Raw genomic sequence first — 13,695 nt, 5'->3', positions numbered from 1 at the left:
TGCTTTACGACTCGTTGTCTTACTCATCAACACCAGCTTTTTCCACAATCTTGTCGATTATAGAGGGAGTCGTTACAGGCTCACTCTGTTGAATAGCAATCGGTGCTGCTGTTTTAGGCTTGGTGAAACCTTTAATTAACTGCTCCACATCAATGCCGGAGACACTTTTGAGCATCTCGGGAGCCGTTGCCATGAGCTCTGTTACATAATTGCTTACACGAGCAGCGCCTTCACCCTTACCTGTATCCACAACGGTCAGCTTATCAATTGCGGAAATCGGCTCGGCAATTTTACCAGCAAGTTCAGGCAGCATTTTGACGATGATATCGAGCACGGCTGCTTCGCCAAACTTTTGGAACGCTTCGGCCAGCTTCTCCTTCGCTTCTGCTTCAGCAAGACCTCTCAGACGAATAACTTCTGAATCCGCTGTACCTTTGGCAAGTTCTGCATCCGCCATAGCCTGCCCTTCCAGCCGCTTCTGCTCAGCTGTTGCCTTAGCATGCGTCTCGATGGAATACTGTATCGCATCGGCTTCACGCATTCTTTTGGCTTTATCCGCTTCGGCAGCCTGCTCCACCGCGTAACGATCGGCTTCTGCTTTTTTCTTCACTTCAGCATCATATTGCTTCTCACGTACGATAATTTCTTTCTCTTGCAGGTCAATTTCACGTTCCTTACGAACGAGTTCAACCTTCATCTCTTCCTCTACCACGGTTTGTCTTGCACGCGCTTCGTGAATATGGTACGCCTGATCCGCTTCCGCTTTCGCTGTATCCTGATCCCGCTTAAACGTCGCAACTTTCAGTTCCTTCTCTTTTGCAGCTTCAGCGATATTCGTATCACGCAGCAGCTCCGCTTTTTGCCCTTGCTCTTCCGCATTGGCCTTCTGAATACGTGCATCCCGCATCGCTTCCGCTTCCGCAATTTCAGCATCCCGCTTAACGGCTGCTATTCTCGGTTTACCGAGAGCATCCAGATAACCTTGTTTGTCACGGACGTCTTTGATTGTAAACGAGACAATTTGCAGTCCCATTTTTTTCAGATCTCTGGCTGCTACACCTTGAACCTCTTGCGCGAAGCGATCTCGGTTACGGTATACTTCCTCCACCGTCATCGTTCCGAGGATGGCCCGCAAATGACCCTCCAGAACCTCCTGTGCTTCACCTCTTAACGACTCCACTGGTTTACCAATGAATTGCTCCGCTGCGGTAGCCACGTCTTCTACAGCGCTTCCCACCTTGATAATAGCGACACCATCGGCAATGACCGGTACACCCTGTTCCGTGTATACTTCCGGTGTGGAAACATCCAGCTTATGGGACAACAGTGAGATAAATTCCGATTGCTGGAACACCGGCAAGATAAATGCGCCGCCGCCACGAACAATTTTAATTTTTCGACCGGAGTCATCGTCCGAAATGTTTTTGCTGCCAAGGAACGAACCTGTTACGATCATCGCTTCATCCGGCCCAACCGTTTTGTACCTCGCCCAGAAAGCCAAACCAAGAATCAGAATCACACCGACAACGATTGCAGGAATCAACAATACATCCATATCCAAATTAAAATTACTCATTCCACATCTCTCCCCTTATTCCATAAGTGCTTACATGCTAACGGTTAAACTACCTTAAACATCTTTAAATACATCTTCATCCCATTCCGATACACGCAGCACACCTTCGGTTACATCTACAACTACAACACGCGCTCCCGCCGCAATGGGACGATGTTCGAAGCTGGATGCCGTGTGAACTGTATTACCGGCAGCAATTCGAATCATGACTTCTCCAAAACCCTTTTCCGGTACCGGAATGGTAATTTCTCCAATTTTCCCGGATAGCTCTTTCATGGAAAACGCAATGGAGACGTCACTGTTACGCATTGGCTTGATATATGCAAAGAATACCAGCATGGCTGCAGCAATACCTATAAGCAGGGATAGTATCAGTGCCGAAATCGCACTTATCGAGCTATAACGTGTCAGCATAATACCGGCCCCGCCAAACGTCGTTATGGAACCAGCCAGCACAACAGGTTTGAAAAAATCAAGGCCAGGCAATTCAAAGGCCCCGTCCAGCAAGCCATCAATCAAGTCACCTAGCACAAGGCTGACGACTGCAAATATGGCTCCTCCAATCAGACACCCCCAATAGATTGACTCCATTCCCCGTTCCTCCTCTCTTCTGCCGCAATTCCATCCAACTGGGCATTCCTCATGTAAATAAATACGTAGCAAGGTGCCATGATGTTTCAAAATCTTTCCTCATTTGTATTCAAGACCCGATAATGGTTATTTTCATTGCAATATGACCCACTAGCTGGATCATTCTCAGATTTGCTCTTATTCACATCAAAAAACCGCAAATCTCCGTTAAAGGAGACTTGCGGTTCCAGAACACATGGCTGTGCCTTCATGTTTTGTTTTTACAGAGAAGCCTTGTAGATGGATACAACATCTTCACGTTGCAATTTTTTGAAGTTACCAAATGGGCCGAAGAGCATGGCTTTATCAGCCATAACTTCAATTTGGCTGTCATCGATATCATAATCAGCCAGACGGTTAGGCGCACCAATGGATGTCCAGAATTTGCTCAACGCTTGGATGCCTTCTTCAGCAATCTGTTTGTCCGATTTACCTTCAGGGTTAACTTCGAACACATTGATCGCCAGACGTTTGAAACGATCCACGTTTACGTCCAGATTATGCTTCATCCAATGCGGGAACAGAATCGCCAATCCTCCGCCATGTGGGATATCATATACTGCGGATACCGCGTGTTCGATATTGTGAGTAGCCCAGTCACCAGCGAGACCCATGTTCAGTACGCCGTTCAATGCCATCGTTCCACAGTACAGAATCGTTTCACGCAGTTCATAGTTCTCCAGGTCTTCAACCAGACGAGGTGCTGCATCCATAACTGTGCGCAGAATTGTCTCACAGAATCCGAGCTGAACCGGTGTGTTGGCATCCAGGTGGAAGTAATGCTCCAGTACGTGGGACATCATATCCACCATGCCATAAACCGTTTGGTCCAGAGGAACGGTATATGTATTTACCGGATCAAGGATCGAGAACGCAGGGAACGAATACGCGCTGCCCCAGCCCAATTTCTCCTGTGTATCCTGATTCGTAATAACCGAACCGGAGTTCATTTCCGAACCGGTTGCAGCCATTGTGAGCACGGTACCGAGTGGAAGAGCATCCTGTGCAACGGCTTTGCGCTGAGCAAAGTCCCACATGTCGCCATCATACTTGGCACCTACGGCAATTGCCTTGGCACAATCCAGTACACTGCCGCCGCCTACAGCAAGAATCAAGTCGATGTTATTTGTTTTGCAGAGGTCTACCCCTTGGTGAACAGTCGAAAGACGCGGGTTCGGCTCCACACCAGCCAGCTCCGTAACTTCAGCTCCAACTTCCTTGAGCAATCCGATCACCTGATCGTACAAACCGCTGCGTTTGATACTGCCGCCACCATATACAAGCAGAACCCGTTTGCCGTATTTCGGTACTTCAGTTTTCAGTGCTTCCAGCTGACCTTTACCGAAAATCAATCGGGTTGGATTATAAAATTGAAAAGATCTCATATCTATGTCGCCTCCAATGGAGATTCATATTTTATTGCAACTCCCATTATAGTACCCCGATTATATAAAAACAAATCCATAGCCACTCACTTTATATCAACCCGTTGATCTGCAAGTGTGCACGGAACATTTCGCTGGTTGAAGGCTGGCTTTCCTTATCCACCCATGTCTCAGACGACCATAATCCCGCCTGTTTAAACGCTCTTGGACAATGAATGAAGCATTCTTCCACATCCACAATGACAGCCGCCCCAATGGTTTTACCGCTCCAGCCCATACTTGCGGTAAATTCCTCATCCTTGGTAATCGAAGCCCTCCCATTGATACGCAGCACTTCATTCATACCTGGAATTAGAAAGATCATGCCAACTCCCGGGTTGGACAGAATATTCAGCAGCGAGTCGATTCGGCGATTACCCGGACGTTCGGGATAAACAAGCCGATATTGATCGAGAACTTTCACAAAGCCTGCTTCATCACCACGAGGGGATACATCACTTTTACTTGAACTGTCTGAAGTGGACAGGAAAAATAATGGCGACATGGACAGAAATTGCTGGACATGTGAATCCACAAACGAAATCACCTTGTTGCGCACTTGTTCACTTGGTTGTCCCACCATGTTTTGCTGTTCCTCTGCATCGGCTACCAATGGTAAATTCAAAGCCTTTTTTTCCATTTTCGTATCCCCTTTTCTTCTCATGATAAGGAGTATCAATGACTTTTCTTCTAACATTATACATGTGTGAATTGAAAAGAAGTATTCTTCGATTTTTACAAGTCAAACAAATCAAAACACCAGCCCTTGTATGAGCTGGTGTTTCTCGTTATACCTGTTATTCAGTGTATCCCATGCTGGTCAAGAAACGACGGAAGGCCTGACGCCCTGACTCATCGTATTTGTAGACACCTGCATGCTCCAGAATTTCGGCGAATTTCAAACCTACTTCCTGTTGTACAAGCGTAACAGCTTGCTCCTTGTTCAGGTTGGGACCGAAACGTTCAATCAGTTCCTCTGCCCAGCTCAGATGCTTGTTCAACACATGTTCGGAAGCTTTGGCTGCCTCGGCAAGCTTGATATCCCCAGCGAGAATATCCGCGATGCTGTCCAGCTCTTCTTTCAAACGACCTGGCAGGATGGCAAGCCCCATCACTTCGATGAGTCCAATGTTCTCCTTCTTCAGATGATGCATCTCGCGGTGCGGGTGGAAAATCCCTTCGGGATGTTCATCATTTGTGCGATTGTTCCGCAGTACGAGGTCCATCTCATAGCCACCGTCTGCACTGCGGCGAACGATCGGAGTAACCGTGTTGTGCGGAATCAGCTCTCCGTCAACCTCACTGAATGCCTCGATCTCCACAGTAGAATCACTGTACACCTTCCACGCTTCATAAACGGCATTGCCCGCTTCGAGCAGCTCAGCCGGATCATGTGAAGCCAGTCGCAGTACGGACATTGGCCATTTCACAAGGCTAAGCGTAAGTCCCGGCGAATCTGGATGGCGGAATACCGCCTCTGGCTTCGCATTTTGAATCGCAAAGGTATGACGTCCACCCTGGAAATGGTCATGGGTCAGTATGGAGCCGCCAACGATGGGCAGATCGGCATTGGAACCGATGAAGTAATGAGGGTACTCTCCCACGAAGGCCAGCAGCCTACGCAGCGTATCCTTGGTCAATTTCATCGGCACATGATCGTGATGGAAAATAATGCAGTGCTCGTTGTAGTACACGTATGGCGAGTACTGGAAGAACCAAGGTTCGCCGTTCAATTCCAATGGTATGACACGCAGGTTTTGACGAGCCGGGTGGTTGACCCGACCGGCATAGCCCACATTTTCACGACAGAGCTGGCACTTTGGATACACCGGAGGCGGAAGCAGCTTTGCCATCGCGATTTCCTTCGGGCTTTTCTCCGGCTTGGACAGGTTAATTGTAATCTCCATATCGCCATAAGCTGTATCCTGTGTCCAGTACACATTTTTGGAGATGCGGTCCATCCGAATGTAGTTGGAGTGAATCGAGAGCTCATAAAATTGGGAAGTAGCCGCCTCAATGCCTTCGGTCTGCTCCGTATGGCGGAATGCGCGCACCACCTCGGATGGACGGGCCATTAATTGACCCATAATTTTCGCATCGAGCAAATCACGGTACGTGTCCGTATTTTCGGGTATAAGTCCAATTTCAAATCCGTAGTCAATCAGTGTATCCAGCAACGGTTGTGGTCCATCCAACACCGTCTCGTTTAATACTCCGGCATACGGCTCAGAGAACCCGAACTGCTCCAGCAGCAGATTACGACTGTAATCCAGATCCGCTTCTTCAATCAGTTTGTTCTGCAAGGCAAATGCTACCAGACGTTCAATGGCATGCAGTGCTTCCTGCTGCTCCGGGTCCGCTCTGTGGCACCTGCTGCAATATGAGTCTGTGACATATCAATATTCGCCTCCTAGTTTTTTCCGTAGCCTTCAGGATGAGACTGGTGCCAGCTCCATGCGCTTTGAATGACATCTTCAAGATTCGTCCATTTCGGGTTCCAGCCCAGTACGGATCTGGCTTTGGCAGACGATGCCACCAGTACAGCCGGATCACCCGCACGACGTGGTTCCTGAACAACCGGAATGTCCAGACCGGTCACTTTCTTGGCCGTCTCAATAACCTGTTTAACTGAGAAGCCTTGACCGTTACCCAAGTTGAACACGTTGCTGTTCTCGCCTTTACGGAGATAGTCTACGGCCCGCAGATGCGCGTCCGCCAGATCACTTACGTGGATGTAATCACGTACACAAGTTCCGTCTTCAGTCGCGTAGTCGTCACCAAACACGGCGATATGAGGACGTTGTTTTAAAGCCGTTTGCAGCACGAGTGGAATGAGATGACTCTCTGGCTGATGATCTTCACCAATTTTGCCACTGTCATGGGCTCCGGCTGCATTGAAGTAACGCAGGGAGACGTATTTGATGTCCTGTACTTTGTCGAACCAGGACATCATGCGCTCCATCATGAGCTTGGTTTCACCGTATACGTTCGTAGGCTCTGTGCGGTCGCTCTCTTCAATAGGCACTTTCTCCGGCTCGCCATAAGTGGCAGCTGTAGAGGAGAAGACGATGCGACGTACATTCGCTGCATTCATCGCTTCCAGCAGACACAATGTGCCAAACACATTGTTGTCGTAGTATTTCACAGGATCTTTCATGCTCTCGCCAACTAATGAATTGGCTGCAAAGTGAATGACTGCATCGATGGTATTCTCAGCGAACAGCTTCGCCAGAAGTTCCTTGTCACGCAGATCTCCTTCATATAATTTCCCACCCAGCAGAGCTTCACGATGCCCTGACTGCAAGTTATCCACAACAACAACCTCTTCGCCACGCTCCAACAAAGCCGCTACCGTATGAGAACCAATATATCCTGCTCCACCTGTCACCAAAATCGCCATCTTACTTCGCCTCCTTCAATTCTTTAACGCCGTCGCCCACTCCGCATACATAGAACTCGCCTTTGAGACTGGTGCGTGCTTCATAGGCTGCTCCAACTTCAGTTACAAAACGATCCACATCGTCCTCATGGACAAGGGATACCGTACATCCGCCGAATCCGGCTCCGGTCATGCGTGCACCAAGAGTTCCCGGAATTCGTTGTGCTTCCTCTACCATCACGTCCAGCTCTTCGCAGCTCACTTCATAGAGATAACGAAGCGATTCATGAGAAGCATTCATCAGCTTGCCGAAGGTTTCGAGATCGTTATCACGAAGTGCCTCCACCGATGCAAGTACACGTGCATTCTCTTCCACCACGTGCTGGGCACGCTGTCTTACCTTCTCATCCTTGATATGATCCTGGAGTGTGATGAACTGTTCTGGTGTAAGTTGCGCCAGGTAGTTCAGCGCAGGCAGCTGTTCTTTCAAAATGGCAAGTGCCTGCTCGCATTGAGAACGCCGTTCATTGTAAGCCGAGTCCACCAAACCGCGGCGTTTGTTCGTGTTACCAATGACCAGCTTATAGGCGCCGGTACGGAATGGAACTTTTTCATACTCAAGGGTGTCACACATCAGCAGGATCGCATGATCCTCTGCGCCATTGGCTACAGCAAACTGATCCATAATGCCGCAGTTAACACCGACGAATTCGTTCTCCGCCTTTTGAGACACAAGCGCCAGCTGAACCGTATCGATATCCTTTACACCTTCGAGGGACTGAATGGCATACCCGGTGAGAACCTCCAGCGATGCGGAAGAGGAAAGTCCTGCGCCGTTCGGAATTTCTCCATGGTAGAGGAAATCATAACCTTTGGTTACTTTCACGCCTTTGCCTTGAAGTTCAACCATGACGCCGACCGGATAATCCGTCCATTCCCCTGTTTTCTCCTTGCCAATGGAGGACGTATCCAGCGTTCCTTCATAGGGCATATTGGTGGAAGCCAACTGCAACTTGTTGTCCTCACGCTCGCGGATAATCAATGTGGTACCGAATTCAAGCGCTGCCGGAAGCACGTATCCACCATTATAGTCAATGTGCTCACCGATCAGATTCACCCGCCCAGGGGCATGGAATACACGGATGTCCGCTCCACTCTCTCCGTACTTGTCAATAAACTTTTGTTTCAATTCATTTATGTTCATTGCTGCTGCACCCCATCTCAATGTTGTTGGTTTTCTTAATGTTATTATACAAGAAGGCGGTCCCCCTTGAAATGCAACCATGTGTGTTCCATATGGATAAATGTGACCTTTCGACGTATAATGAATGGAACATCAAGGAAGGAAAGGAATGTCATCATGACTGAACAACGTATGGAAGATGCAGCGGGTTCACCAGCCGAACGCACCACGCCGGAGCCCTCGGGTAAAAGTGGGGCACTCAGCTACTCGGTTGCCTCCAATCCTGTCTATTATGAAAAAGGGGCATTGCATGTCCTCTTTGCAGGTGCAAGCCAAACCCTCCCCGGTCACGCCCTTGGACCAAAGCTATACGATTATTATCTATTGCACTATGTAGAAAAAGGGTCCGGTACGTTCCGTACTGAACTGCATTCCTACGAGCTATCCGCAGGAGATTGTTTCCTCATTCATCCGGGGCAGCTTGTGAGCTACCAATCCCATGCACGTCATCCCTGGCAATACCGGTGGATGGCCTTTACTGGCAGCCAGGCTGCGAAGCATGCAGAGGAAGCCGGATTCCGTCCTGAGAAATCCGTCTTTCATGCCGGACCAGCTTGTGGAATTTCAGATTGGTTATCTGTCATGCAGATGGCTTTTGCCGAGCGGAAAGAAAGCTCTCATTTTACATCACTGGGTACGTTATATATGATTCTAGCCGAAGCACAAAATCACCTTTCTCAAGGCCAAACCTTAATACCAGGTGAATCTTCAATACGTCGAACGGTAAAACAGATGATTCAATATATGTCTACCCAGTATGCCTACCCTGTCTCGATTGAGCAAATGTCATCAAGTCTTGGCTATAACCGTGCGTATCTATCCCGCATATTCAAACAGGAAACCGGACTATCCCCAGTCACCTACCTGCTCAAACTGCGGATCGACAAATCGCGCCAGCTGCTGCGGGAACGCCCTGACCTGTCCATTGAACAGGTATCTGCCTCTGTAGGGCTGCCAGATGCGCTGTATTTCTCCAAACAGTTCAAGCGATTCCACGGTGAAGCCCCCAGCCTCTACAGGGAGAACATTCTTAAGAGGCCGCAGGCACAAGGGACTCGCCAAGCACCGCCTAACAATCGATGATTCTTTATACCGAAAAGGATGCTTTCTTGCATTTTGCATACATATAGAAAAGTAATGATAAAAAAGGTGCATCCCGCCATTATGGCTAAGATGCACCTTTTGAACTTTATTTATGATCCGGTTCGGGACGAAGAATCGATTCAATACGCTCTAATTCCTCTGTGGAGAATTCCAACTGACTGAGTGCAGCCACATTCTCTTCAATCTGCGAAGGACGACTGGCACCAATCAGTGCAGAAGTTACCTTGCCATCACGTAATACCCAAGCAAGTGCAAATTGAGCCAGACTCTGACCACGAGATGCTGCAATCTGGTTCAGAGCACGTACTTTGCGCAATGTCTCTGGCGAGATATTGTTCTCATTCAGGAATACAGATGGTCCCTTGGCACGTGAATCTTCCGGGATACCATTCAGATATTTGTTCGTAAGAACACCCTGCGCTAATGGACAGAATGCAATACTGCCCGTTCCGTTCTCATGAAGTACATCCTGCAGCCCATCCTCGATCCAGCGATCCAGCATCGAATATTTAGGTTGATGAATCAACAGAGGGGTACCCAAGCCTTTGAGAATCTCGGCCGCTTGCTTCGTCTGCTCTGCAGGATAATTGGAAATGCCGACATACAGTGCTTTGCCGGAACGAACAATATGGTCCAGCGCCATCATCGTTTCTTCCAGAGGTGTTTCGGGATCATAACGATGAGAATAAAAGATGTCTACGTAATCAAGACCCATGCGCTTCAAGCTCTGATTGAGACTGGAAACAAGGTTTTTACGAGAACCCCATTCCCCGTAAGGTCCAGGCCACATATAGTACCCGGCCTTGGTGGAGATGACGAGTTCATCTCGATATGGCTTCAGATCCTGTGCCAATACCTGACCGAATAACTGCTCTGCCGAACCTGCCGGCGGACCATAATTGTTGGCAAGATCAAAATGCGTAATGCCCAGATCAAACGAACGGGTAATCATATTTCGGCCGTTCTCCGCATTGTTAATGCCACCAAAATTATGCCATAACCCAAGTGAAATCGCTGGCAGTTTCAAACCTGAACGTCCAACGCGGTTGTATTTCATTGTTTCGTAGCGTGCATCGCTGGCTACGTAGACCATCATGAATCCCTTCTTTCCCCAGGTTCCGCCTTTCGTACCCGGTCCGTATGCCGGAGAATGCGGTTATTCGGACAATGTTGACTTACTTAACCAAGAAGCTGGTCTACCCTATTCATTACCTCACCAATAGGATCAGTAATCAGCAAATCAGCTCGGCGGTCGTAAGCCGTAGGTGTAGCGTTAAGCAAGACCGTATGTTTTCCCTGAAAATACGTAATCAATTGTGCCGCAGGATACACGGTCAGTGAAGTTCCACCTACCAGCAATAAATCTGCTGCAGACAGAGCGTCTACCGAACGATATAATATCGTCTGATCCAGTTCCTCTTCATATAACACGACATCGGGCTTGATTACGCCACCGCATGCATGACAACGAGGAACCGTATCTTTGGCTGTAATAATGTCATCCAGCGCGTAGAACCTCTTGCAATCCATACAAGCGTTTCGATGGATTGAACCATGAAGCTCCAGGACATTACTGCTGCCAGCTTTCTGGTGCAACCCGTCGATATTCTGCGTTATGACAGCCTGAAGTTTTCCTTCCTGCTCTAATCTGGCGAGAAGTCGGTGGCAGCCGTTGGGCACCGCATCGGGGTGAAGCATTTTGCCTCGATAAAAATCATAAAAAATATCAGCATGCTGGTCGAAGAAACGTCTGCTCAGCAGCTCTTCCGGTGGATAGGGTGAATGCTGCTCTGTCTGGTACAAGCCAGCGGCAGAGCGGAAGTCGGGAATCCCGCTTTCCGTTGAAGTTCCGGCCCCTCCGAAAAAAACAATGTTCGAACTTTCCTTAATCCAGGCAGCCAGTTGTTCTGTTGCGTTCATCCTCTCTCCTCCTTTTACGAGATCATCCCTGGAAAGAACGTTCAGAGATGATCTTTAACTCATTATAACCCTGAATGACGTCATCAGCTTCATGCAAATAGTCACTTCCCACGACTTCGGGACAGAAACCAATCATATAGGATGCCCCTGCGTTACGTCCCATCTGCATATCCCCATTGCTGTCACCGATCACAACAGCTTCCTCAGGAAGAATATGTAACTCCCGGCAAGCTAGAACCGCAGCCTCTCCATCCGGTTTGCCTTTGGTTACCCGGTCACTGCCTACAATTGATGTAAAATAGGACCGAATTCCCATCCATTCCATATGTTCCTCCGCAGCAGCTGTGTTGTCCGAAGTGACGACTGCCATGGGGATAGATGCCTCCTGGCAGCTCTGCAAAAATGCTCTTAATCCAGGCATCGGCTCGGCCATTTTTCTCTGCTTTATCTCACGCATGGCCACACTGGAAAAACGCCGGACCGTAGTGATTGCTTCATTCCATGGCATGCCTGCTGCATACAATTGCCCAGCTAGCAGTCCGTTACTCTCGTCCACCGTGGCAATTGCCAGCGGCCCTTGAACATCATATCCGATTAGATGACCTTCACGATTGCGGACCGTACCCAGAACCTGCTCACGCTCGACCGTGAACGAGGCCCCAAGCTCTGACAGTTGTGATTCCAGTTGATTCAGTAAAGACTCCGCCCAAGGCCCCCATAATTGCAAGAAATCCAGCAGCGTTCCATCCTTATCAAATAGAATACCTCGGCAGGCAACTTGCTTACCATGGATTTGAAGCATGGACATCCCGATCACCTCCAGTTACTTACTGCTATGCATTCGTCCCATTCAACTTTGAACTGACAGCTTATTTGATTGTATCCAGCCAGCCTACAATCGTTTTAACCGTTTGGGACAATTGTTCCTCTTCACTGACCCCAGCTTCGCCGTCACCGCTCTGGTGGCCATAGTCACCGAACTGCGAATGGTTACCACCTTCAATGGTGTAATACACCGTATCTTCCGGCAAATATGCCCGACCATTCTGATACTTTGTTGCATTCACCACTTCATCATTCGTGCCCAGTATGGACAACGCTGGTATCCCCAATGACTTCACACTGCCTTTTTCATCCGGATAGGATGCGAGAAAGAAAATGCCCTGAAGTGCATCCGGATGGGAAGCCGCATAACGTGCCGCCATCGATCCACCGAGAGAATGCCCTCCCATAACAAATGGTTCATCCGGATAGGCTTTAATAATATCATCGGCGAGATTCTGTTTGAGCACCGCCAGATTGACCGGCATTTTTGCAATAATGGTATGATGTCCTGCTGCCGCAAGTTCATGGGCAAGAGGTGCATAACTTTCCGGTTTAACCAATCCACCTGGATAAAAAATAACACTCACCCCAGCAGATTTGTCCGGTACAAAATCAATCCAGTTGTCTTTTTCAGTTACAGTCACCTGATCTGCAGTTTCCATGGCTGTCTGAGCCATCTCCTGTGGTCCATAAGGCGTGAACAGCTTCCATGCCACAAACCCACACCCAATAACAATGAGCGCCAGAAGAACGAGCAGGAACTTCCCGATGCCCCTCTTCTTGCGCCCTGTATTATATCGATTTCTCAACGTTCATCACCTTTCTGTACTTCCGCAGGTGCCGCGGCTTGCAGAACGGGAGCCTTCATTCCTGAGGCTCCCCTTCTCCATCATTCATCGCTATTCGGCCTTGGCCTTGCGGTAAGCATCCATATATTGTTCCGCTTTGCGGCGAACATGACTCAAGTCCCCCGTCTTCACTGCTTCCGTTGTGAGGTCTGAGCCAATACCTACAGCAACGGCTCCTCCCTTAATCCAGTCACCCAGATTGGACAAGGAAACCCCGCCAGTCGGCATAAAATTCGCTTGCGGCATAGGTCCCTTCATCGTTTTGATAATGGACGGATCGTAGAGATTGCCCGGGAACAACTTTACAATATCCACGCCAAGTTCCAGTGCACGTTGTACATCGGCAATGGTCATCACTCCTGGGAGAATCGGAATCCGGTACAGATTGCAGATTTTCACCGTGTCCGGGTTCAGGGAAGGACCCACAACAAACTCGGCACCTGACATGATTGCGGCACGCGCTGTCTGGGGTTCAAGTACGGTTCCAGCTCCAATAATGGCAAATTTCTCTGGATCCTGTGTGTTCCAATGGTATACACGGCTTAATTTCTCGATGGCTTTGAGGGCACTAGGCACCGTCATCGTAATCTCGATAATCTTGATACCACCCGCAATGGCTTGCTCAGCCATGGCGATCACCTGATCCGCAGAATCTGCACGCAGAACTGCAACAACCCCACTATCCGTTATTTTTTGCAGCAGCTGAAGCTTCTTCATTTCATTCTCTCCCTTGTCAATGTGGTTGT

Annotated in this window: 13 protein-coding genes; 1 reads left to right on the top strand and 12 read right to left on the bottom strand. The window is 48.8% G+C overall.

Features of this window, described 5'->3' with window-relative positions:
• Positions 1-19: 19 nt before the first annotated feature.
• The 7 genes from ACTWJ7_RS10090 to ACTWJ7_RS10060 all read right to left on the bottom strand — a co-directional run bounded on the left by ACTWJ7_RS10090 (position 20) and on the right by ACTWJ7_RS10060 (position 8,213).
• Positions 20-1,576: a flotillin family protein gene (locus ACTWJ7_RS10090; protein WP_079350660.1), complete on the bottom strand. Its 1,557-nt coding sequence runs from the start codon at positions 1,574-1,576 to the stop codon at positions 20-22.
• Positions 1,577-1,630: 54 nt separating this feature from the next.
• Entirely contained in the window at positions 1,631-2,167 is a 537-nt protein-coding gene (locus tag ACTWJ7_RS10085) for a protease (RefSeq protein WP_301878307.1), read from the bottom strand.
• 260 nt (positions 2,168-2,427) lie between these two features.
• Entirely contained in the window at positions 2,428-3,591 is a 1,164-nt protein-coding gene (locus ACTWJ7_RS10080) for an iron-containing alcohol dehydrogenase (RefSeq protein WP_301878308.1), read from the bottom strand.
• 91 nt (positions 3,592-3,682) lie between these two features.
• Positions 3,683-4,270: an MSMEG_1061 family FMN-dependent PPOX-type flavoprotein gene (locus tag ACTWJ7_RS10075; RefSeq protein WP_301878309.1), complete on the bottom strand. Its 588-nt coding sequence runs from the start codon at positions 4,268-4,270 to the stop codon at positions 3,683-3,685.
• A gap of 157 nt (positions 4,271-4,427) precedes the next feature.
• Positions 4,428-5,966, bottom strand: coding sequence for a UDP-glucose--hexose-1-phosphate uridylyltransferase (locus ACTWJ7_RS10070; RefSeq protein ID WP_443146359.1), 1,539 nt, complete (start codon positions 5,964-5,966; stop codon positions 4,428-4,430).
• A 74-nt stretch (positions 5,967-6,040) separates the two neighbouring features.
• Positions 6,041-7,030, bottom strand: coding sequence for a UDP-glucose 4-epimerase GalE (gene galE / locus ACTWJ7_RS10065; RefSeq protein ID WP_301878310.1), 990 nt, complete (start codon positions 7,028-7,030; stop codon positions 6,041-6,043).
• A gap of 1 nt (position 7,031) precedes the next feature.
• A complete protein-coding gene (locus ACTWJ7_RS10060) occupies positions 7,032-8,213 on the bottom strand; it encodes a galactokinase (RefSeq protein WP_301878311.1) in 1,182 nt (393 codons plus the stop codon).
• Between the two features lie 156 nt (positions 8,214-8,369).
• On the opposite strand from ACTWJ7_RS10060, the gene ACTWJ7_RS10055 reads away from it, so the two are divergent.
• A complete protein-coding gene (locus ACTWJ7_RS10055) occupies positions 8,370-9,335 on the top strand; it encodes an AraC family transcriptional regulator (RefSeq protein WP_443145377.1) in 966 nt (321 codons plus the stop codon).
• Positions 9,336-9,441: 106 nt separating this feature from the next.
• Here ACTWJ7_RS10055 and mgrA read toward each other — a convergent pair whose 3' ends face one another.
• The 5 genes from mgrA to ACTWJ7_RS10030 all read right to left on the bottom strand — a co-directional run bounded on the left by mgrA (position 9,442) and on the right by ACTWJ7_RS10030 (position 13,666).
• Complete coding sequence (mgrA, locus tag ACTWJ7_RS10050) at positions 9,442-10,449, bottom strand: L-glyceraldehyde 3-phosphate reductase (protein WP_079350667.1); 1,008 nt, start codon at positions 10,447-10,449, stop codon at positions 9,442-9,444.
• Between the two features lie 86 nt (positions 10,450-10,535).
• Positions 10,536-11,276: an NAD-dependent protein deacylase gene (locus tag ACTWJ7_RS10045; RefSeq protein WP_079350668.1), complete on the bottom strand. Its 741-nt coding sequence runs from the start codon at positions 11,274-11,276 to the stop codon at positions 10,536-10,538.
• 22 nt (positions 11,277-11,298) lie between these two features.
• The gene (locus ACTWJ7_RS10040; RefSeq protein WP_079350669.1) at positions 11,299-12,084 is read right to left on the bottom strand and encodes an HAD family hydrolase; all 786 of its coding nucleotides are present in this window, start codon (positions 12,082-12,084) and stop codon (positions 11,299-11,301) included.
• Between the two features lie 61 nt (positions 12,085-12,145).
• Positions 12,146-12,910, bottom strand: coding sequence for an alpha/beta fold hydrolase (locus ACTWJ7_RS10035; RefSeq protein ID WP_079350670.1), 765 nt, complete (start codon positions 12,908-12,910; stop codon positions 12,146-12,148).
• Positions 12,911-13,000: 90 nt separating this feature from the next.
• The gene (locus ACTWJ7_RS10030) at positions 13,001-13,666 is read right to left on the bottom strand and encodes a bifunctional 2-keto-4-hydroxyglutarate aldolase/2-keto-3-deoxy-6-phosphogluconate aldolase (RefSeq protein WP_024633088.1); all 666 of its coding nucleotides are present in this window, start codon (positions 13,664-13,666) and stop codon (positions 13,001-13,003) included.
• Positions 13,667-13,695 lie beyond the last annotated feature (29 nt).

This window comes from Paenibacillus sp. 1A_MP2, from assembly GCF_052244825.1.
Lineage (GTDB): Bacteria > Bacillota > Bacilli > Paenibacillales > Paenibacillaceae > Paenibacillus > Paenibacillus vandeheii.
The sequence above is the reverse complement of the archived record's forward strand: the minus strand, read 5'-3'. Positions and strand labels throughout refer to the sequence as shown.